The 20,845-nt window shown below is 51.2% G+C and carries 17 protein-coding genes and 2 pseudogenes; 5 read left to right on the forward strand and 14 right to left on the reverse strand.

Translation table 11 applies throughout. From position 1 onward, the window contains the following. Positions 1–9: 9 nt before the first annotated feature. The 13 genes and pseudogenes from tssD (LN737_RS16705) to LN737_RS16765 form a co-directional block, all read right to left on the reverse strand. Entirely contained in the window at positions 10–414 is a 405-nt protein-coding gene (gene tssD / locus LN737_RS16705; RefSeq protein WP_405510929.1) for a type VI secretion system tube protein TssD, read from the reverse strand. 55 nt (positions 415–469) lie between these two features. Then, positions 470–838 (reverse strand): hypothetical protein, encoded by a 369-nt coding sequence (locus tag LN737_RS16710; RefSeq protein ID WP_405520577.1) that lies wholly within the window; start codon positions 836–838, stop codon positions 470–472. A 53-nt stretch (positions 839–891) separates the two neighbouring features. Further along, positions 892–1,023 (reverse strand): annotated as a pseudogene (gene tssD, locus LN737_RS16715) (type VI secretion system tube protein TssD); the annotation flags it as partial. A gap of 27 nt (positions 1,024–1,050) precedes the next feature. Further along, positions 1,051–1,431, reverse strand: a complete 381-nt coding sequence (gene tssD, locus LN737_RS16720) for a type VI secretion system tube protein TssD (RefSeq protein WP_405510931.1) — start codon at positions 1,429–1,431, stop codon at positions 1,051–1,053. A 37-nt stretch (positions 1,432–1,468) separates the two neighbouring features. Further along, on the reverse strand, positions 1,469–2,830 hold the full coding sequence (locus LN737_RS16725; protein WP_405510932.1) for a DUF5458 family protein: 1,362 nt from the start codon (positions 2,828–2,830) through the stop codon (positions 1,469–1,471). 73 nt (positions 2,831–2,903) lie between these two features. Next, a complete protein-coding gene (locus LN737_RS16730; RefSeq protein WP_405510933.1) occupies positions 2,904–3,350 on the reverse strand; it encodes a hypothetical protein in 447 nt (148 codons plus the stop codon). 63 nt (positions 3,351–3,413) lie between these two features. Next, a complete protein-coding gene (locus LN737_RS16735) occupies positions 3,414–3,716 on the reverse strand; it encodes a PAAR domain-containing protein (RefSeq protein WP_405510934.1) in 303 nt (100 codons plus the stop codon). A 3-nt stretch (positions 3,717–3,719) separates the two neighbouring features. Next, the gene (locus LN737_RS16740; RefSeq protein WP_405510935.1) at positions 3,720–6,263 is read right to left on the reverse strand and encodes an ATP-dependent Clp protease ATP-binding subunit; all 2,544 of its coding nucleotides are present in this window, start codon (positions 6,261–6,263) and stop codon (positions 3,720–3,722) included. A 142-nt stretch (positions 6,264–6,405) separates the two neighbouring features. After that, positions 6,406–7,326: a hypothetical protein gene (locus LN737_RS16745; RefSeq protein ID WP_405510936.1), complete on the reverse strand. Its 921-nt coding sequence runs from the start codon at positions 7,324–7,326 to the stop codon at positions 6,406–6,408. A gap of 152 nt (positions 7,327–7,478) precedes the next feature. Further along, the gene (locus LN737_RS16750) at positions 7,479–8,636 is read right to left on the reverse strand and encodes a hypothetical protein (RefSeq protein WP_405510937.1); all 1,158 of its coding nucleotides are present in this window, start codon (positions 8,634–8,636) and stop codon (positions 7,479–7,481) included. An 85-nt stretch (positions 8,637–8,721) separates the two neighbouring features. Then, entirely contained in the window at positions 8,722–9,654 is a 933-nt protein-coding gene (locus LN737_RS16755) for a hypothetical protein (protein ID WP_405510938.1), read from the reverse strand. 14 nt (positions 9,655–9,668) lie between these two features. Beyond that, positions 9,669–11,534, reverse strand: coding sequence for a hypothetical protein (locus LN737_RS16760; RefSeq protein ID WP_405510939.1), 1,866 nt, complete (start codon positions 11,532–11,534; stop codon positions 9,669–9,671). 99 nt (positions 11,535–11,633) lie between these two features. Further along, positions 11,634–12,065: a GPW/gp25 family protein gene (locus LN737_RS16765; protein ID WP_405510940.1), complete on the reverse strand. Its 432-nt coding sequence runs from the start codon at positions 12,063–12,065 to the stop codon at positions 11,634–11,636. 502 nt (positions 12,066–12,567) lie between these two features. Here LN737_RS16765 and LN737_RS16770 point away from each other — a divergent pair. Together LN737_RS16770 and LN737_RS16775 are read left to right on the forward strand one after the other, a co-directional pair. Beyond that, positions 12,568–12,801 carry a hypothetical protein gene (locus LN737_RS16770; RefSeq protein WP_405510941.1) on the forward strand — a complete coding sequence of 78 codons (234 nt, stop codon included), beginning with the start codon at positions 12,568–12,570 and terminating at the stop codon, positions 12,799–12,801. A gap of 12 nt (positions 12,802–12,813) precedes the next feature. Beyond that, entirely contained in the window at positions 12,814–13,176 is a 363-nt protein-coding gene (locus LN737_RS16775; protein WP_405510942.1) for a hypothetical protein, read from the forward strand. Between the two features lie 57 nt (positions 13,177–13,233). On the opposite strand, the gene LN737_RS16780 is transcribed toward LN737_RS16775, so the two are convergent. Beyond that, complete coding sequence (locus tag LN737_RS16780; protein WP_405510943.1) at positions 13,234–14,028, reverse strand: MBL fold metallo-hydrolase; 795 nt, start codon at positions 14,026–14,028, stop codon at positions 13,234–13,236. Positions 14,029–14,238: 210 nt separating this feature from the next. Here LN737_RS16780 and LN737_RS16785 point away from each other — a divergent pair, with 210 nt between their 5' ends. From LN737_RS16785 to LN737_RS16795, 3 genes and pseudogenes are all read left to right on the forward strand, one after another. Then, entirely contained in the window at positions 14,239–17,307 is a 3,069-nt protein-coding gene (locus tag LN737_RS16785) for an amidohydrolase family protein (protein WP_405510945.1), read from the forward strand. Positions 17,308–17,402: 95 nt separating this feature from the next. After that, positions 17,403–18,703, forward strand: a pseudogene (locus tag LN737_RS16790) (amidohydrolase family protein). Positions 18,704–18,916: 213 nt separating this feature from the next. Continuing rightward, positions 18,917–20,845: a glycoside hydrolase family 2 protein gene (locus LN737_RS16795; RefSeq protein ID WP_405510946.1), complete on the forward strand. Its 1,929-nt coding sequence runs from the start codon at positions 18,917–18,919 to the stop codon at positions 20,843–20,845.

Raw genomic sequence — 20,845 nt, forward strand, 5'->3', positions numbered from 1 at the left:
TGTTGCCGTTTATTCTGCTTCGCTTGGATCCACTGTTAACGTAGCGTTTCCATTGGAGACCGATTTTCCTTTCAGAATCATGTTCGTTGTCTCAAACGACGCGTCGCCAACGAATAATTCAAGCAGACCAAAACAGTACGTGGCCTCCAGCGTCCACTCTTTTAATTTGGTTTCGCCACCCCCTTCGTCGTCGCTGGCGTAAAAGGTAACGCTGACGTCTTTTTTCATCTGCGAGTCGAACATCCACTCCGCAAAGGTGGCTTGCTCCAGCACGTCCATGGCTATATGCATCCGCCAGCTTATGCCCGATGCCGGTTCGCCTTTCCGGTTTCGTTTGCGCGAAGCCGTGAAAAAGATTCGGTTAAGAACAAATAAATCATTGTCTACTGTCATTTCTGCGCGAAACGATGCCATATCTGAAATTGGTTTAAGAGTAAAGAAAGCAGGCTAACTTGCTCATAATAAACGCTTAGCGCCGTTGCGTCTGCCACTCGTTCTTGTGAACAATATTGCGAATCTGTACCTGCTCGCAGGAGAGTGTGATCATCAGTACGTAGTCAATGCCGGTCCGCTGCTGAAACTGCCGAGTTTTGGATACTGTATTCGTCAGAATATGGCTTAGGTCTACAGACTTGAAACCTGTGCTTTCCATATTTGTCCACATCTCAAAGCTTTCGCTGGAATCCTCAGCCATACTTATGCTGTTGAAGGCATTTTCAATGCCCTCGTTGTCGTACAGGTTCTCCAGAATCGTGGTGAGAAAGCCCTGCACGAACGTGTACTCGACAAAAGGCGAATCGCCTTTTTTATAGTAGACTTTAATCGACCCGCTTTCCATGCGGGTGGGGTCGCTGATCCACTCGAAAATATATCTGTGCCCCCTTCGATAATGAAGTAAAAATCGCCCAGAAAAACGCCCGAAGCGGGTTTACCCAGGTTGTTTGTCTTCTGCCTGAGATTGATGTTGAACTCCAGCAGGTCAAAATCTTCGCCACAAACCGATAAAACTGCTCGTTTAGCCATTGTTAGGATTGGTTAAGTTTACTATGCCTAAGCCCACTGGTACGTCAGCGTAGCGTTTCCGTTAGAGACAGCCTGCCCGGAAAGCAGGAGAATGGTTTCCATGATACCCAAATCCTGCACGAAATTTTCCTCAAACCCGACGCAGTACACATCTTTGAAATTCCACTTTTTTACGGCGACCTCTCCCCCTTCATTGAAGAAAATCTCCATGTCCCTTTTTTTTGTCGGATCAATCATCCACTCGGTAAACACAGTATCGCGAACGGCGTACATCGAAACCATGATGGTCCAGGCCAGGTTCGACACAGGTCGCCCTTTGTCGTCGCGGTCGCGCGCAACAAAAAAGTTAACCCGGTTAAGCCCGTACCCGAACTCACCGGTCATTAAAATTGCCTTGTAAGCAGACATATTGTTGTTGATTTAGAAGTCTGAAAACTGAGTAAGTCTATTGCTGATCGTAGTCTGCTTTCCATTCGGCCGAATCCGGATCGTCGCCTTTCTGTCCGTCTAGTTTGAGCAGGAAGGTTTTGGCCGGGAAGTACGGCACCATGTGAATGTCGAGGTAAATCCTATCTTTCTGCTTGGGGTCCTGTTCGAAACGTAGCAGCTTGAACTTTTCGATGAGCTTACCGGGTCCGGTCACACTATCCAGGAACTTCACAATCTGTTTCTGAATGTCGGCTTTCGTATTGTAGTTGAAATTCTCGAACGCCCGGCGGTTCAGGAAGTCGATCAGCACTTTCGTTACGTAGTCGAATACCCGTACAACCGAATACGTCTGAAGGCCGAGGTTATCGCCGTTGAAGAGCGTTTTGGCCGAGAAAGGCATCACCTTGCCGTACTCGTTCACCATCGGAATCAGCCCCATTTTTTCCAGCGTAGCGATTTCGCTTTTCTTCAGCGGAAAGCGTACACCATCGGCCTCGTTGAGTGCACCGTGTTTGCGACCCGCCGTTACCTGCGACATCAGCGTGCTGTATACTTTGCCCGCCAAGGCCGCTGAGCCGGGTACGTACAGGTCCTCTTCTTCGCCAACATCCTGATGCTTTCCGCGGCCCGTAAGCCAGTTGCAGGTCATCATTACGTTGGAAAGGTACGCGTCACCCCCAGTCAGATCCGCCGATTCGAAGAGGTCCACTACGTCTTCGGGGGCGTCCAGATGCTCGAAATCGGTCACCATCATGACCTTGTTTTTATGGGCAATCTGTGCCCATTTGTCCACTACCTTTTTGGAGCCCAGGTAGCCGGGCAGTACCAGCAGCGAGTAGCTTTCGCGCAGATCGAGTCGGTCGAAAGTGCGAGCAAACTCTTCGGCTACGGCATCAATAAACGTCGTGTTGTCGAGGTCGGTAAGTTGTTCCGGCTCGGCATTCATAATGTTGACATTCTTGACTTTATCCTGATCGGTATTGGCGTAGAAACTGGCTACCGACCGATACGACTGTTCCAGACCACGGGTAGCCTCGAACGCCTTAAGCAGGTTTTCGTTGAGCAGTGTCTGGGCGGTTTCAGCTTTATTTTGTGCGGTTTCAGCTATCTCCGCTACTGTATCGGCGCTCGACAACAGGTCATACATCAGATGCAGTCGCTTGCTCAGTTCGGCCCGTTCGGTCGCTTTCGCCTGTTCGGTCAGAAAGATTTTCTTACGCGCTTTTTTCTCGGGATTCATATTCTGCACGCCTTCGAGCGTGGTTTCCAGAATAGAAAATCCGCCGTATTTAACCAGCTTCGCGGCACTGGCTTCAAGCGAAGGAGCTGATTCTGCCGTCTTTTCGCCTACTTTCAATGGTTTATCTTGTGCTTCCATGTCGTTTTAAATGTCGGTTATGGTTGGTGGTCTTCGATCAGGGGTTGGCTGACGGACGAAACCGAATCCTGTTTTATTGTGCCTCGTCAAGCTCACGTATCATCGCCTGAATCGACGCCAGATAGGCTGCTTTGGCGTCTGGATTTTCGAGTACAGCTTTCAGAATTTTGTTCGACTTGAGCTGACGTACGTAGCGCTGAAAATCTTCGAAGGTTATGTTCAACTCCTGTAGGTAATCGCTCTGTGCAATGACACCTTTCCGACCAAAATCGGACAGTGAGTTGAAATGCAGCGTTTCGCTGATGGTGCTGCCGTCTTCGGTGTTGAATTCGACTTCTTGCTCCGGCTTGAAATAGGCAAAGACTTCACCAACGGTTTTCAGGCCCTCAACCACCTCCGGGCGAAAGGATGGATCGCTCGTTAGTTTCTCAATGAGTAGGGTTTTGTTTTGGGGTATGTCAACAATACTCTCGCTGACGTTGAGCTTGCGCTCCTGCCCCCCGATTCCGTAGTCAAACATGATTTGGTCTATTGGTTAAAAAATGAAAATCAATACGTTACGTTTGTGGTTGACTCCTCAGAATCAGCCACCAACCAATACGGTTGGGCAGCCGGCCACGATACTGCCTCCGTGAGCCGTCATATCGCCCATTCGGGCGGCTGGTTTTCCGCCGATCAATACGGTAGCTGACCCTTTCACGATTACGTCAGGCGGACCGACACAAGTACACATATCCCCCACAGTGGCAGCGGGTTGGCCGGCGATGAGAACGGTTGGCATGCCCGGACCCATGATTGGCCCGCCAACGTGCGGAATCGGTACGACGGCGGGCGTTTGCATCGGGCAAACGTGCATATCCATCAAGCGTGCTGCTGGCTGACCCATAGTTTATACGGTTTGTGCCGATGTCTCGGCGGGTTGTTCGCTCGGTTGAGTAACAGGCGTTTCTGCATGGGTTGTCTTCCACACCAATTCGTCGTTTTGTAGCCCCACGTGAATTGTCGAACCTTTCGTTACGTCGCCAGCCACAATCATCCGTGAAATAGGCCGCCGGAGCTGATTCCGAATAACGCCTTTTAGCTGTCGGGCACCGTACTGGGGCGTAAATCCCGACAGGGCCAGATGCCTGCGTGCTTCGGTGCTCAGGTCGAGCGTGATGCCTTGCTTTGTGAGCTGGTCAATTAATCCGCGCAGGTGGAGGTTAAAAATTCGCACTGCATTTTCCTCAGATATCGGGGCGAAAGGAACAATTTCGGTCAAACGAGCCAGGAATTCGGGTCGAAAATGGCGGCTCATCGTTTCCATAAGTTCAGTATTGGTTGGAACCTGTCCTTCACCAAATCGCTGTATAACCAGCTGACTGCCAATGTTTGACGTAAACAGAACCACCGCATCGGAAAAGTCGCCTTCTTTGCCCAGTCGGTCGTGCAGGCGGCCCTCGTCGAGAATTTGGAGGAAAATATCGAAGACCGAAGGGTGCGCTTTTTCGATTTCATCAAACAGCACGACGGAGTACGGTTTTTCGCGAATTTTATTCACCAGCAAACCCCCTTCTTCGTAACCGACGTAGCCCGGCGGGGCACCATAAAGTAAAGCTGCCGAATGCTCCTCTTTAAATTCCGACATATCGAATCGGATCAAAAACGACTCGTCGTTGAACAGAAAATCGGCCAGCGACTTGGCCAGTTCAGTTTTGCCGGTTCCGGTTGGTCCCAGCAGGAAGAAGGAGCCAATAGGTTGCCCCGCTTTGGTGAGGCCGGAACGAGCTTCCAGAATGGCATCAGCTACGGCTTTTACGGCATGATCCTGACCAATAACCCGTTGTTTAAGCACCTCATCAATGGCCAGCAGCTTATCACGCTCCTGACTCTGTATTTTGCCCAGCGGTATTCCTGTTTTGTGCGAAATTACTGCCGCTACGTCGTGCCGATCCACACTGGTTTTCGCCGTCTCGGTCAGGTCCGACAGCCGGTTCAGGGTTTGCCGAATGTGGTCGGTTAAGGTTGCTGCCGATTCAAACGGATCGGCTTCGTCATCAGAGGCCATTTCTGCGCTTAAGTTGGCCAGTAAAATCGGGCTTATTTTATTTTCCAGTTCCTGATGCAGATAGCGGAGTTCCTGTAAGGTGTTCGTGCCGTTGGCTGTTAACTGATCGAGTTGCTGAGTCAGCTGAGCTACCTCGTCGGGAGTACGTTCGCTAATCATGCGCACTGCCGAAAGGGTTCGGTCGAGCAGATCAACGGCCGCATCGGGAAGGCGTCGGTTGCGGCTGTAGCGTTTGGCCAGTACTACGGCTTCCGAAACCGCATCGGCCCCGACGCTCAGTTGATGGTGGTTTTCGTAAAAAGGCACCAGCCGCTGGATCATCCGGATGGCCGTTTCGACGTCGGGTTCTTCTACACGTAGTACGTCGAACCGGCGGCTAAACGCTTCATCGGTTTCAATATACTTACGGTATTCATCGAGCGTAGTGGCGCCAATCACCGTGAGGTTTCCTTTAGCCAGTTCGGGCTTGAGCAAATTGGCAACCCCTGTTCCGAGCGGCCCGCGTGGATCTAAAAGCTGGTGAATTTCATCGATAAACAGAATGATTTTAGCATCCTGTTTCAACTCTTTCAGAATACTCTTCAGCCGGTCTTCCACCTCGCCCTTATATGATGCACCGGCTACCAATGCACCCAGGTCGAGTTCGAGCAGGCGGGCATTTTTCAGGTGCTGGGGTACCTGACCCGCTATAATGTTGAGGGCGAATCCATCAGCCAGAGCAGTTTTGCCAACCCCAGGTTCACCCACTAATATTACGTTTGGTTTTGTCCGTCGGCCCAGGGTTTCGGTCATCATCCGTACCTCGCGGTCGCGGCCCAGAATTGGGTCCAGTCGTCCTTCCGAAGCCATGGCTGTTTTGTCAACGCAATAACGTAGCAGTGCTTGCCCTGCTGCACCTGCCGGGGAAGTTCCAGTACGTTGCCCTGATTCGGTTTCAGCGGGTGCTATGGCTGTTTCTACGTCCGCGTCAGCCAGCGCAGCCTGCATTAATTCAGCCTGCGTCAATGGGAAGCTGCGGAGTTGTTCTGCGCTGAATCCAACACCCGGTTTGAGCAGGGCAGCAAGCACGCACACCGGGTCGGTTTGCGATTTGCCTAGTTGCATGGCCACCAGATCAGCCAGTTCCATAGCGGCTTTTACCTGTTCATCGCCCGGCGGATTGGTTGATAAACGGCTGGCTTTCGGACTGGCTTCGATACGTACTTCAGCCCACTCACGCAGGTAGGGTACGTCCTGCCCCTGAACACCTAACCAGGATGCCAGACCGACCTCATTATGCAACAGCCCCATTAGCAAATGTGCCGGTGCAAACAGCTCATTCTGATACTCCTTTGATAAAGACTGAGCGATTTGTATCGCCCGTTTAACATCTTCTGTGTATGCCATCAGAATTGGAGTTAAGAAATCTTTGGGTATTGTTGGCCAGTTGGTATGGAACCTTATTTCTGCGCAATAGCAACGAATGACTAATCGCTAATGACAACTGACCAATGACAAATGTCCGCGAAGCGTAATGCCTAAATGACTATTAATCAGAACCTAGCCGACGTAATTTATCGGTAATTGTGGCAATGCGTTGTTTGGCATCCGGGCGGGTATTACGTTCGAGAGTCTCGACCGCAAATTCGTAGAGGGGTCTACGCCAGAGTGGGGGGCGGTTGGTAGCATCCGCCTTTTTTTCGCAACGGTCAATGATGTCCATTTCAACATCCGCCCGCGACACGCTGGCACTGGCCGTTGTAGGAGGAGGGGCCGTTGCTGGCTGAATACTGGCTGCTTTAAGCTGATCCATCAACTGATTAATCCGCCCCTGCGCCGTTGCCAGCTTTCCTGTACAATCCTGATATTGGGCAAGGTAGTTGGGACCACCGCCACCACCGGCTGCCGGAGCGGGCGCTGCCGATTTTGCTGCCAGAATCTTCAGCATATCGTTCTCCTGACGGGCCTGAAGGAGAGCGGCAGTCAGCTTGTCAATCTGCGTCGCATCAATTCCTTTTTTATCCAGAATATCGCGCAGGTAGCTAATGTTATTTCGGTACGTCAGAACGGCATCATAAGCCTCAACGATCCCGCGGGAGAGCTGTTTGTTTGTGAGTTGAAGCTGGGCTGTATCGGCTTTCAGCGTGTTGACGTGCTGTTGCAGACCATTTTCCAGACCCGAAAGCTGTGTTTTCAGGCTTCCCTTCTCAATATCGGTTGCTTTCAGATAAGCCTGGTCGGTGGTCTGGAGAGTTTTCAGGTCTGCCGTAACCCCATCCATTCGTTTCTTCAGCTTTTCGGTCTGCTCCGTCAGCGTTAGATTGAGTCGGGCGTTTTCTTCTTTTAATACGTAGTTGGGGGCACTGAGCAGTAAATAAACGGCCAGTATCGGCACAGTGACTGACAGGCAGTAAACGCCAAGAAATCGACTGAATGCCTGCTGTCGCTCGGGTTTATTTAGGGGTTCCATACGTTAAGAAAGAGGGTTATACATTCGAGGTTCCAGCGTCAACATGTCAGTTTTATGCTCAGGCAACAACCCGGCCGTCGGGCGCCTGGACCCTTGAACTTTCAAGGTAAGTAGTTTTTAAACCGATGCTCAGGAGTACTTATTTAGCGGTTCTATCCGAGCGGACTCCAGCGCGAACGCGGTTTTTCGGGGGGCGTTTCCTTTACTTCGTGTTCAATAATAAACACGTTCTGCCCTTTCCGTTTACCAATGAAATCCAACTGAGCCAGCTTATAAAATACGTTGGTCAGGGTGCGGTAGAACGTATCAACTTCTGTCAGCAGTTTATTTAATTCGGTATGCTCATACGGGAGTTGCAGAAGCGCATTGAGCTGAGCTTCCAGAGCGCCGGGGGTCAGGTCAGCCCATTCGCTGATATACCCGATAAACTCCTCGCGTTCGCGTCCGCTTAGCATGGTCATGACCACACGTATAGCCTGCACGGGACGCATGAGCAGTTCGGCCATTTGGATGGGCGGCTCGTAAGGAATTATCCAGCTATAACGGGTGCTTATGTCGCCCAGCGTAAAGGCCAGCCGCTCAGCCATCAGTAACGTACTGTTCTGTAAGGCATTTTTAAGGTCGCGGTCTTTACTTTTTTGCAGAATTTTATAAACGTTCGTTTCCAGCGATTCGAGGTGTTTGCCAAACTGCTGGTACCACTGCTGCAATCGGGGCAGGCTATATATCGACGTACAGGCAGGCATGTAATCGGCATCCTGCTGCACTTCACCATTGCCATAACGTACCCGCCCGACAATTAGCTGATAGCTCAATTCACCCGGCCGCACCTGGCTCGATGGTACAACATGCAGCTGATAATTGGGTCGGGTGTGCGGATGGCGGGGTGGTGTTTCCGTAAGAATAGGTTCGCCCGTAGGGATACGCGTGAACGGATCGACCGTCAACATTACGTCGAAGGTTTGCGGTTTGCCGGTTTGCAACCCATAGGTTTCAGCCAGTGCCGGAAACGAAGTCGTGCAGGTCAGGGCATCTGTGGTCGTATGGTAATCGATCCGGCCGCCATGGGGTGTAATGGCCCGGCAACTGCGAAGCTGCACACGGATTTGCTGGTTAAAATCGCACTGAATCTGCATATCCAGCGCATCTTCGGCGGGCAAAATACCGTATCGGAATCTCGAAAGGCCCAGCGCATTGCTATCGCGAAGCTGGTCATGCATGAAATTCTCCCATTCGGTAAAATGCCGTCTGGCAATCTTCATGCCGTCGATCCAGTTTACGGGCAGGTAAGTTAGGTCAGGTACTACCATTGTAGAGGGGGTTGTTGGTTATCAGAGCATTGAACAGTGGATAAAGAGTACTGCACTTGGCAGAATACTCATCATTCGTTTTTCATTAGCCAGTGCTCACATACGTTGTAAAACTTAATCGGCCGAACGAATCATCGTCTGTCAGCAGAAAGGTATCGTGGAGGGCCGACGTATTCAGTTCGATGCTCAGGTTAACGTCTAAAGGAACCAGGAATCCACTCAGCCACTCGATCAGCCGGCGACCGTTCTGACCGGGCAGATAGTTGGCCAGCTGGTCGCTCTGTTCAATGTGTATGGTCAACCGCAAGAGGGGTTCTTCATCCTGTAGCCATCCATCGAAAACCGACGAGTCGCCCAGTTGCCATTCTCCCAGCCGATTATCCGTAGAGAGCAGAACGGAGCCCGGTGTGTCAAGCTGAAGGCTGATACGTTCGTCAACCAGTTGCTCAAAACATTCAGTCATAGCCTCCATGTTGCCTGCCAGCTGATGCACCAGCGGAAGCAGATACTGCAACCGTCGGCTTTGTTCGGGCGTCAAAAATTCAGGCAACGACCAGAACTGAACGAGCAAATCATCGGGCTCATTATGGAGTAGCGACTGACGCGACTCCAGTTCGATCTGAACACGCTGCCGCAAAAATTCCTGGTCGATCGGCAGAAAGAACTGCCGGGCGGCCAGTTCTCGCTGCCGCTGAATGGTCATTTCCTGCAGTATATCTTCCTTATCCGTCAACCTGTTGTTGGTGGTCGGCTGATGGAAAACTCCTTCGGGTAGCAGGTCGTATAAGCCGCTGCGATTCAGGTTGATCTGTAACCACCGTTTCACTTTACGTTCCGACTCCACCCAGCTGACATCGTTGATATCGCGGCCAGTGGCCCGCCTGAACGCGCCCATCGGGTTTAGAATCAAATCGTCGAGCGAAACGCCATCCGTCACCATATCAGCCAGCACCACTTCGGCCCGCAGATCGATAGAAAGGTGATTCAGGCGGTCGGCATAGTCGTTGATCGGCTCCATAGATCAGAGATACGTTAAGCGGGTAAAACAATAAGCTGATACGGCAGGGCTGAAACCGATTGGTTTTCCAGACTCAGTTGTAAATGCCGGATTTGCTGTTCCCAGTCGGCTGGTGTTAACGTACTGGCAGCAGACGGTTGCAGGCTTACCTGTATGCATCGCTCGAAACCGTTAGTTGGCCCCGTAGCAACCCGAAAAGCGCGTTCAACCCGCACTGTCTGGACGTTTCGCCCCAGTTCATCCAGGCATACAGCCCGTACATCTTCAGGCGTAACGACTCGATTTCGGGTCAGCAAAGCCCGTTTGTAATTCGTGACTTTTTCCCAGTCTTTGGGGCGCTCGTGCCCGCCAAGTGTTGATTTTACCAGTAGACCCGAATCCCGACGTAGTGACGTGTCGGCATAGGGTGTGAGCTTGCTTCCGGCCGGTAAACGATTCCCGGATTCACCATCGCAGGTCCAATAGTCAATAAAAACCGTGTCACCCGCCTGTTTGGGCTTGATAATCAGATACGGTATCGAATCACGCTTCAGGGTTTTCTGGTCTACTTTCGCTTCAAGTCGGGCCAGCGACTGATTCAGCTCACGAATAACCGACGAAAGGAAATCTTCACCCAGAGCCGCGAAGGAAGCACTTTCGTCCCGAAGTAAATCCTGTAGGCCGGTCAGCGCCTGACGGGCATCGCGATCATCGAACCGACTTACCCCGTACTGAACCGTAAATGTATCGGCATCAAGATCCGGCAGGTTTCCCAGAGGAATCGACGTTAGCTGACGGTTCTGACTTGTGCGCACGTCACGAACGGCTAAAAAACAGCGATCTGTTTCGAGCGGAATAATGTTCAGATTCTGCTGGAGTCGATACGTAATTCGGTAAAGACGCCGGTTGAGAACCGGAAAGCAGTTTATGCCGCAGCTGACACCCGCCAGAATCTGTTGAGGTATCGTGTGCGGCAGCTGGATCTCAATCCACCAGATTGGATCGCGAAGGGTCCGCAATTCACGTTCGGCAAACCATTGTCCTACCGGGGCCGGATAAACCTGTTGCTGAGCACGTAGCGGCTGGAGTGCTGGCGACGTGGCGACCGTAACAAAGTGCTGTTCGCAGGCGGTAATGGTCTGCCTCTCCACTTTGTACATCACATTAAATTCATTCGCCAGAGACGGGCCGCCCGTTGTATCATCGTCGGGGAATCCTTCCTGAAGCGTTAACGCCTGACCTGCCAGTTTCCACGGACTTTGGGCAACAACAGCCTGGTAGTTACTTGAGCCCGCTTCGGCTGGCCAATCGAAAAAAAACGAAACGCCTTCCAGTGAGGTGATGCTCTCGTCGAGTTCCAGACCAATCCACAGCGGTTGATAGGCAAGGACGGCCGGGCCGCTCTGTCGTTGAGCGAGGGGTATTTTCTGATTGGCTTCATCGATCCGAAACAGCGTTTCAGAAGTAGCTATGTACCGCACCGCACCATCTACTAATGCACAGGACCTGACCGGCGAAAAATAAACTTCCTGACTGACCGAAGCGCTACCCGAATCGGAACGGTTGGCACCCACTCGTTTATGGAACAGCTGAGTCGTTGGAGGAAGCGTAATACGTGGTTCAACTGGGCGGGCCTGAGCTATGCCATATGCAGGGCGGGCTACGTCGGGTTCGGGATGCAGGACCTGCGCCAGCCGGCTCAGCAATCGATTTTGCGTATCACCAATCTCAACGGCTACGCGCTCAAATTCAACGGCGCAGGCTTCTATCAATAAGGCTACAAGCGGGTCGAAGCTGTCGAGATCGGTTTCGGCGTACCCCCACAGATCGGCTGCCCGACGTAGCATCCGGTTTTTAACCCGTTCGCGGGCGAACCCTTCCATTAATGCATTTATAGCCATAACGTGTAAAGTCAATCGTTTTTATCGACAGGTTTCGGTAGCGCGGCAACGACATCTGAACGCTGTACCGACAAGGGAACCGAACGCACCAACGTCATCTTATTCTGTAGATAAAGGCGCCAAAAACAGGCTTCGCTGAAACGAAAAACGCTCATTCGTACGCTTCAATACACCATCAATCCAGATCGTCAGCTGTCGTTTTATCCGACGATTTGTGCGACTTAACTGTAATTCCTGATCCGTCAGATCAACCCGAACACGTACCTGCGTGAGCCGTTTTTCGTACTCCTGTATCGTTTGTTCGATGGATTGCCGGATATCTTCCTTCCATCGGCTGTTCGACTGATTGGTAAAATCTTCATCCCACAGGCTACACCCAAACGTTTCATCGAATCGAGACTCGTTGAAATGAGTCGTCAGAATTAAATACAGATTCTGCGCAATCGACTGGGGCAACGAGCAGGTCGGATGCTGGTTGTGCTGGATAATCTCGTCGAAGCGTAACGGTAGTGCATAGTAAGGTTGTGCCATCGTTTGTCAGAGCCAGAAAAGAAGTTAAACACCTACACTAGTATTGGAGCGGGAATCGGGTCGATTCCCCGTGCTAGTTCGGGATATATGTAATTGCTGCTTATCCCGGCTGTATTTACAGAGGCTAAAAAATGCTGAGCCTGGGCTGCAGTAGAATTGATTACCAAACTAACCAACGCGTAGAGGCACCGATGTGTAGTCATTTATTACGTAGTTAAATCAACACTATAAACAGCCAGGTAACTTACTGATCTCGACTTCGTTTCTGACAAAGTAAAGGGTTAAATAAGCCGCGTTATAGCGTATAAATACGTATTATAGGTTTTAACTACCGTTTTAATGAGGTGTATTTGAGGCAATGGTTCGATTCTTTGTAGCTGGTTGTTTTTAAACAATAGACATAACCTAATTACTTCGATTTTCCAGCTTACCGTTCATCCTCTCCTTCGGTAAAAACAGCTATTTATTTATCCATTCCTGCCAGTTACCAACTCGCGCGTTGATGGAGGCATCTGGGCCTGTTGTTTTGTATCGCCAGTCCGTTTTGGTCTGGCAATACCACATCCGTTTACATGGAACGTATTCTTTATCACTGCCGGGTAGTGTTTACCTGGCGCCCTTCAGCTACGTCCTGACCACGAATCGGCTGACAGCAGGCCCCGATGCTCGATTGGCGCTGGCAAATGGAAGTGGTCCGGCTGATTTCCTGTCGACAATAATTAATCGCAATCAATAACTTAATAAACCAATGGCAAACGTAAAAACAGTTATCGACGAATGGTCGGTTCGGGATCTGGAAGATGGTTCATCAATCAACGTCACGGTAGTTGACTGTTCGGAACTCGGCAATCAGTCGCTACCAGGGATTCAGGTCTATTACATGGGTAACATCATTAATTTTGAACCGCTGATGACCGAGCGATGGGCTTATCAGGCTATGAAGGCAGGTGTAGAGGAATACCTCCTCGAAGACCATTCCTGGATGGCGCATGCAGACCAGTTTGTGAAAATTTACCTGGTAACGGGTTCGCCCCTGAAAGCAAACGTGCAGGTTAAGACGCGCTCTTCAAAGGTGATTAGCAAAGAATACGAATTGCCGTTTGAGGTCTAGAAAGTCATGACGCAGTTCGTCACCACCAGCCGGTTACGATTCTGGATCAGAAACCCGTCAATTGTCCATCAATGCCACGCTGGCCGTCGCGCTGACTCTGAACACGGGCGTTTCTACATGGCGGGGTGCAACGATGAGTTTGGTGTTCGCCATGTGCGGAGTAAATAAATCATGAACCACTTGTGGGTTATTATTCTCTTTCGACAAATGCGACAATAGAATATGGCTCATGAACGGCGGCTTGTGCATCTGAAAAAGGGCCAGTGCCTGCTGGTTGGAAAGGTGCCCTTTTCCACCCCGAATTCGCTGCTTCAGAAAATAAGGGTACCGTCCCTGGTCCAGCATATCCTCATCATAATTCGCTTCCAGAAAAACGGCGTGGCATTGTTTAAAATGATGAATCACATGCTCGCAGACTACACCGATATCCGTAAATACGCCCACGTTAGTACCCTGATAACTGATCAGAAAACTATGCGGATCGCTGGCATCGTGCTGCTTTGGAAAGGCGGTTACCTGAAGGTCGCCAATCTGGACAGGCTCATTTGGGCTAAACGAACGTATCGGAAAGCGTTTCTCCGGAAATCGCGAATACTGGAGAGTTCGGGACGTAATGAAAACCGGTAACTGATACACACGGGCCAACTGCGGAATGGCGCTGATGTGGTCGGAATGCTCGTGCGATACAAAAATGGCTTTCACTGCCTGTAGCGAGAGCCCGAGCCGTTTCATGCGAACTTCAATCTGGCGGCAGGATAAACCCGCATCAATCAATACGGCTTCCTGGTCATTGCCAACGTAATAACAATTGCCGTTGCTGCCCGAATTTAAGGAGGTAATATAAAGAGACATACTGTAGTAAAGTAACGGCTTTTTTCGCAATAAACAGCGGGAAAATCCCCTTGTAGTTGCTGCTGAAAACGATTGACAATACGCTATCTTTTAGAAAGAAAAACTTAAATTTTAATGAAATTGCGGTAGAATCTTTGGTGAAAAACAACGTATGGCGGCTGTATTTGCGTACTTTTGGCGGTTGTACCAATCATCAACTCTATCGATTTCATGATTAAACATTTCCTGACAGGCCTTCTTGCAACGGGTCTGATGTATACCGCTGTGGCGCAGACGACCTTTCCCCGCAACGGTGTTTATGACGAACGACCTGGGCTTTATGCCTTTACAAACGCGACGATCATTGTCGATCCGCAAACCACGCTGCAGAATGCTACCCTGCTCATCCGCGACGGCCGTATCGAAGCCGTTGGTACGTCTGTCAATCTGCCTGCCGGTGCCGTTGTGACCGATTTGAAAGGCAAACGAATTTATCCGGGGTTGGTCGATATTGACTCCGATTATGGTATGCCCGAAGTAAAAATTGAGCGTCGCGGTTTTTTTGGCGCTCCGCAACTGGAGTCGAACAAAAAAGGGGCGTATTACTGGAACCAGGCAATTCAGCCCGAAAATGATGGTAGTCTGCTGTTTAAGGCCGCTTCGGAGAAAGCCGATGAACTGCGTAAGCTGGGCTTTGGTGCGGTGCTTGTCTACCCGCACGATGGCGTTGCCCGCGGAACGGGTGCGCTGGTTACGCTGGCCGACGACCGTGAAAATACGGTCGTCCTGAAACCGAATGCAACGGCACATTATTCATTCAGCAAAGGAAGCTCTGGACAGACCTACCCAAACTCAATGATGGGTTCGGTAGCCTTGCTGCGGCAGGCTATGTACGACGCCGACTGGTATAAAAAGGGCGGCAGTAAAGAGCAGGCCAATATGTCGCTCGAAGCGTTAAGCCGCAATCGTTCACTGCCGTCTATTTTCGAAGCTGGCGACAAACTGGGCATTTTACGGGCAGATAAAATTGGCGATGAATTCGGTATGCAATACATCATCCGGGGCGGTGGCGATGAATACCAGCGGCTTGAGGAAGTAAAAGCGACGGGTGCACCACTGATTGTCCCTCTGAACTACCCAACGGCTTATGATGTGGAAGATCCCTGGGATGCCGACAACGTATCGCTTGCCGAACTTAAGCATTGGGAAATGGCCCCCATGAATGCCGGGCGGCTGGCCTCTGCCAGTATCGAGTTTGCCCTTACAACCGCAGGGCTGAAGAACAAAGCGGAGTTCTGGCCAAATCTTCGGAAGGCCATCGAAAATGGCTTGTCGGAGCAAAAAGCTCTTGAAGCACTTACCACCATACCGGCCCGGCTGATTCATGCCGAAGATATGGTCGGTACGTTACAGAAAGGCCGATTAGCCAATTTCATCATTACGTCTGGCAACCTGTTTAGCGCCGACAATGTGATTTTTGAAAACTGGATGCGTGGCAAACAATACGTTGTTACGAGTAAAGATGCGGCCGATCCGCGCGGTGTCTGGAACCTGACCATCGGAAACCGCTCGAACCTGAAGCTGACCATCAGCGGAAAATCAGTGGATAAGCCGGAGTACCAGATTATGGTCGATACGGTTAAAGTAACCCCTAAAGTAGTTTGGTCGGGTGACCTGATTTCCATGCAGGTACAGCTCGATAAAAAGCAGCCCGGCACGACGCGCCTGACCGGTTACCGTACTGGTACAGCCATCAAGGGAGACGGTGAATCGCCGGATGGCAAGGCGATTACCTGGACGGCGGTACGTACCGGTGATACGCCCACATCGACTACTGCTACGAGTACAACGGCGGCTATGGCAACCTCCACCACCGCTACGTCGCCGGGCAGCACAACGGCCACGGTAATCTATCCGTTCGTTGGCATGGGGAACGCTCAAAAGCCCAAAGCCGAAACAGTGATGATCCGGAACGCTACTGTCTGGACGAACGAAAAAGAGGGGATTCTGGCAAATGCCGATGTGCTGGTTTCGGGTGGTAAGATTTCCAAGGTTGGTAAAAATCTCCCCGTACCGGCCGATATTAAAGTCATTGACGGAACGGGTAAACACCTGACCAACGGCATTATTGACGAACACTCGCACATCGCTCTGTTATCGATTAATGAAGGCGGACAGTCGAGTTCGGCAGAGGTGCGGATGGCGGATGTGATCAATCCCGACGACATCAATATTTACCGGCAATTGGCGGGTGGGGTAACTACCTCGCAACTGCTGCATGGTTCGGCCAATTCCATCGGCGGACAGTCGGCCATTGTCAAACTCAAATGGGGTGAGTCGCCGGAAGGGATGCTCATCAAAGGGGCTGATGGTTTCATCAAGTTTGCTCTCGGTGAAAACGTAAAGCAGGCAAACTGGGGCGATGCCAACCGGGTTCGATTCCCACAGACCCGTATGGGCGTGGAGCAGGTGTATATGGACCATTTCACACGGGCGAAAGAGTACGCAGCCGGATGGACTTCGTATAATGCCCTAAGCGCGAAGCAGAAAGCAACGGCCACCGCTCCGCGTCGGGATATTGAACTGGATGCCCTGGCTGAAATCCTGTCGGCCAAGCGTTTCATTACGTGCCACTCCTACGTTCAGTCGGAGATCAACATGTTGATGAAAGTAGCGGATTCGCTGGGCTTCAAAGTCAATACGTTCACGCACATTCTGGAAGGGTATAAGCTGGCCGATAAAATGGCGAAACACGGGGCGGGTGGCTCATCCTTTGCCGACTGGTGGGCTTACAAAATGGAAGTGCACGATGCGATTCCTTACAATGCGGCCCTCATGCACCGGCAGGGCGTAACGGTATCCATCAATTCTGATGATGCCGAGATGGCCCGTCGCCTGAATCAGGAAGCGGCCAAAACAGTTGAATACGGCGGTATTCCCGAAGAAGATGCCTGGAAAATGGTTACGCTCAATCCGGCCAAACTGCTTCATTTAGACAGTCGCCTTGGCAGCATCAAAGTGGGCAAAGATGCGGATCTGGTTCTTTGGAATACCAATCCGCTCTCTATTTATGCCCGTCCGGAAATCACGATGATTGAAGGCGCTACCTATTTCAGCCTGAAAGAGGAAGATCGTAAGCGTGAATTGATGCAGGCCGAACGCGCCCGACTGATTCAGAAAATGATTACGGCCAAATCCAGTGGCGCATCGACAACCCGACCCACATTCCGTCGGGCGCGTATGTGGCACTGCGAAGACGTAGAAGGCGTAATGGCTGAAGGCGAAGAAAATAGAAATTAGTCATTTGTCACTGGTCATTTGGCTTCGCCGTCATTGGTCATAACAACAAATGACAGCTGACTAATGCCCATTGACCAGTCAAATTATATCACAAGATGAAAAAACTAGTATTACCCATATTGACTCTGGTTGCGCTGACAGGCTACGGCCAGAATCCGGCTCCGGCAAGGCCACAGACCAAAACCATTGCGCTGACGGGTGGAACCGTTCACATTGGCAATGGACAGGTAGTTCCGAATGGCATTGTCCTGTTCACTAATGGTGTCATAACCAATGTCGTTGATGGAACCCTTGTTCGGCTGAATCTTACCGACGTAGACGTCGTCGACGTATCGGGCAAACACGTGTATCCCGGTCTGATTTCGCCCGCATCAACAGTAGGCTTACAGGAAATTGGCGCCGTTCGCGCGACGGTCGATAAACAGGAAATTGGTATTCTGAACCCTAATGTTCGCTCGCTGATTGCCTACAACACCGATTCGGAAATCATCCCGACGATACGTAACAACGGGGTACTGCTCACACAGGCCATGCCGCAGGGGGCACAATCTCGGGAAGTTCAAGCGTCATGATGGCCGATGGCTGGAACTGGGAAGATGCCGTTCTGAAAAAAGATGATGGCATCTGGCTGAACTGGCCAACGTATTTCACCCGGAACTTCAACTTCGACGATTTCACGACGACTGTTAAGAAAGATGAAAAACGGGCAGCTGCGATTGATGCCTTACGGGCTACGTTTGCGGATGCCAAAGCTTATGCCGCCTTACCGAATCCAATGCCTAAAAACCTGAAAATGGAATCCATGAAAGGGCTTTTTTCGGGTAAACAAAATCTGTATATCCGGGCAGATTATGGCAAGGACATTATCGACGCTGTTACGTTCGCTAAAGCAGTGGGTGTTCAAAAAGTCGTTATTGTCGGGGGCGAAGAAGCCAATCGGGTCGTTACGTTCCTGAAAGATAATAACGTACCAGTTATTCTGAGTGCGTTGCACCGACTGCCGAACCGCGAAGATGAGGATGTTGATCTGCCGTACCGGATGCCGGGTATTCTGCAAAAAGCCGGTGTACTGGTGGGGCTTAGCTACGCCGACGAATGGTGGCGGACCCGGAACCTGCCGTTTCTGGCCGGAACCGCTGCCGGATTCGGTGTGGGCGATCATGAAGAAGCGCTGAAGATGGTGACGTCGAACACGGCTAAAATCCTGGGCATCGATAACCTCGCGGGTACGCTTGAAAAAGGCAAACAGGCAACGTTGTTTGTTTCCTCGGGCGATGCGCTGGACATGCGGACCAATGTCATCGAACAGGTGTTTATTCAGGGTAGAAAAGTGAACCTGGACGACCGGCATAAGCGCCTGTACAAGACCTATAAGGATAAATTCGAGCAGAAATAGGAAAGAGGTTTTCTTAACAAATTAGCCCCGGCTTTTTGACTGTATGATCGGTCAAAAAGCCGGGGCTTACTTTTTTACATTCTGTTGACTTTAAATGCTGACCGGAAGCGTATTTGTTTAGAAGAAAGTAGCTTCAGGAAAAAATGCCTTTTACTGGAAACCTGAGACGGAGGACGTTTTACCCGGCTGATTCTTAAAATATCTCACTACTTCATGGCCAATAAATTACTTCCCTTTATCCTGTTTTCGTTAAGCGTAACCCACCTAACGCCAAACCTGGCGCAGACCCCCGCGCCAGCCGCCCCACAATTACGTCCGGCTCCGATCATGAGTCGCTGGGAGAAGCAGATCACGGCTGAAAACGCCTGGCGTGAATATCCTCGTCCGCAACTGGTACGTCAGCAGTGGCAAAACCTGAACGGCATGTGGGAATATGCCATTACGCCCAAAACGGCCCCTGCCCCGACCACATTTCAGGGCCAGATTCTCGTACCCTTCTGCGTTGAATCGACCTTATCGAAAGTGACAAAATCGCTTACGCCCGATCAGCGGTTGTGGTATCGCCGGAACGTAACAATACCCCGCGAATGGAACGGCCAACGGGTACTTCTGCACTTTGGCGCAGTCGATTATGAGTGCAGCCTGTGGGTGAATGGCGGCCTGGTCGGCTCGCATACGGGCGGCTCCGATGCCTTTTCGTTCGACCTGACGGATTACTTAAAAGAAGGCCAAAATCAACTCGTTCTGGGCGTAACGGACCCAACATCGACGGGCGAACAGCCGCGCGGCAAGCAGTTGCTGAACCCGAATGGCATCTGGTACACGCCTGTGTCGGGCATCTGGCAAACGGTCTGGATGGAGCCAGTGCCTAAAGAGCGATTTATTGAAGAAATCCGGGTAACGCCGGAAGTTGATTCCGGGCGCGTTCGGGTAGCTGTATTGCTCGATAAACCCTCAACCAATCCGACAACGGCCATTCGAATAACGGCATTGGATGGACAGCAGACCGTAGCGACAACCACGGTTCGGGAAGGCCGCGTCGGCTATCTGCCGATCAACAACCCTAAACTTTGGTCGACAGAGAACCCGTTTCTGTACAATTTGCGGGTGGAGTTGGTAACCGTTAACGACCCGTTTGTTGGAACGGCCAATAACCGGCGCCCCCGTCGCAATGAAACCGAACGGGCCGCTTATGCCAATGCTATCGTAACGGGTAATTCGCTCGACGTAGTGACGAGTTATTTTGCCATGCGGAAGATTTCGGTTGGACCGGGACCAGTATCCGGGCAGCCGGTTTTGTTGCTGAACAATAAGTTTGTGTTTCAGAACGGTCCGCTCGATCAGGGGTGGTGGCCCGCCGGACTGCTCACTCCGCCTTCCGAGGAAGCCATGACATTCGAGATCGACTTTCTGAAAAAATCAGGCTTCAATATGCTCCGCAAGCACATTAAAGTTGAACCCGACCGCTATTACTACTTATGTGACAAACTCGGTATGCTGGTTTGGCAGGATATGCCTTCGGGTTTTCTGGAAGGTCAGAACGAATCCCCCGGCGATCAGACGGAGCCGATACGTCGGGCGAAAGGGATGGAGCAGTTTGAACTGGAGTTGCGCCGGATGATGAATCGTCTGCACAACCACCCGAGCATTGTTACGTGGGTGGTGCACAACGAAGGGTGGGGGCAATACGAAAATCAACGACTGGCGGCCTGGGTCAAAGGAATCGATCCGAGCCGGGTCGTGAATGCCGTAAGCGGATGGAATGACCGGAACGCTGGCGATTTTTACGACATTCACACGTACGAACCCGAACCCCGTGCTCCCGAAGCAAAAGCAAACCGCGTGGTTGTTATTGGCGAATTCGGGGGGATTGGCTGGCCAGTTCAGGGGCATCTGTGGAATCCGGAAATGCGAAACTGGGGGTATCAGACGTATCAGTCGGCCGATGAGGTGCTGAAAGCCTACCAGAAGAAATACGCCAAAATCATTGACTATTATCAAAAGCAGGCGCTGTCGGCGGCAGTGTATACGCAAACGACCGACGTAGAGGGCGAAGTGAACGGCCTGCTAACCTACGACCGCGAAATCATCAAGATTCCGATTGAGACGCTACGTCAGATTCACGCCCCTTTGTTCAAATAA

Source organism: Spirosoma sp. KNUC1025 (assembly GCF_045160025.1).
In the GTDB taxonomy this organism is placed as follows: Bacteria; Bacteroidota; Bacteroidia; order Cytophagales; family Spirosomataceae; genus Spirosoma.

What these genes read in the sequence shown, in the direction of transcription:
- LN737_RS16760 (WP_405510939.1), bottom strand. Translation starts at nt 11,534, where the DNA reads ATGGCTATAAATGCATTAATGGAAGGGTTCGCCCGCGAACGGGTTAAA.
- LN737_RS16780 (WP_405510943.1), bottom strand. Translation starts at nt 14,028, where the DNA reads ATGTCTCTTTATATTACCTCCTTAAATTCGGGCAGCAACGGCAATTGT.
- LN737_RS16710 (WP_405520577.1), bottom strand. Translation starts at nt 838, where the DNA reads ATGGAAAGCGGGTCGATTAAAGTCTACTATAAAAAAGGCGATTCGCCT.
- tssD (WP_405510931.1), bottom strand. Translation starts at nt 1,431, where the DNA reads ATGTCTGCTTACAAGGCAATTTTAATGACCGGTGAGTTCGGGTACGGG.
- tssD (WP_405510929.1), bottom strand. Translation starts at nt 414, where the DNA reads ATGGCATCGTTTCGCGCAGAAATGACAGTAGACAATGATTTATTTGTT.
- LN737_RS16765 (WP_405510940.1), bottom strand. Translation starts at nt 12,065, where the DNA reads ATGGCACAACCTTACTATGCACTACCGTTACGCTTCGACGAGATTATC.
- LN737_RS16750 (WP_405510937.1), bottom strand. Translation starts at nt 8,636, where the DNA reads ATGGTAGTACCTGACCTAACTTACCTGCCCGTAAACTGGATCGACGGC.
- LN737_RS16755 (WP_405510938.1), bottom strand. Translation starts at nt 9,654, where the DNA reads ATGGAGCCGATCAACGACTATGCCGACCGCCTGAATCACCTTTCTATC.
- LN737_RS16770 (WP_405510941.1), top strand. Translation starts at nt 12,568, where the DNA reads ATGGAGGCATCTGGGCCTGTTGTTTTGTATCGCCAGTCCGTTTTGGTC.
- LN737_RS16730 (WP_405510933.1), bottom strand. Translation starts at nt 3,350, where the DNA reads ATGTTTGACTACGGAATCGGGGGGCAGGAGCGCAAGCTCAACGTCAGC.
- LN737_RS16745 (WP_405510936.1), bottom strand. Translation starts at nt 7,326, where the DNA reads ATGGAACCCCTAAATAAACCCGAGCGACAGCAGGCATTCAGTCGATTT.
- LN737_RS16725 (WP_405510932.1), bottom strand. Translation starts at nt 2,830, where the DNA reads ATGGAAGCACAAGATAAACCATTGAAAGTAGGCGAAAAGACGGCAGAA.
- LN737_RS16775 (WP_405510942.1), top strand. Translation starts at nt 12,814, where the DNA reads ATGGCAAACGTAAAAACAGTTATCGACGAATGGTCGGTTCGGGATCTG.
- LN737_RS16735 (WP_405510934.1), bottom strand. Translation starts at nt 3,716, where the DNA reads ATGGGTCAGCCAGCAGCACGCTTGATGGATATGCACGTTTGCCCGATG.
- LN737_RS16740 (WP_405510935.1), bottom strand. Translation starts at nt 6,263, where the DNA reads ATGGCATACACAGAAGATGTTAAACGGGCGATACAAATCGCTCAGTCT.
- LN737_RS16795 (WP_405510946.1), top strand. Translation starts at nt 18,917, where the DNA reads ATGGCCAATAAATTACTTCCCTTTATCCTGTTTTCGTTAAGCGTAACC.
- LN737_RS16785 (WP_405510945.1), top strand. Translation starts at nt 14,239, where the DNA reads ATGATTAAACATTTCCTGACAGGCCTTCTTGCAACGGGTCTGATGTAT.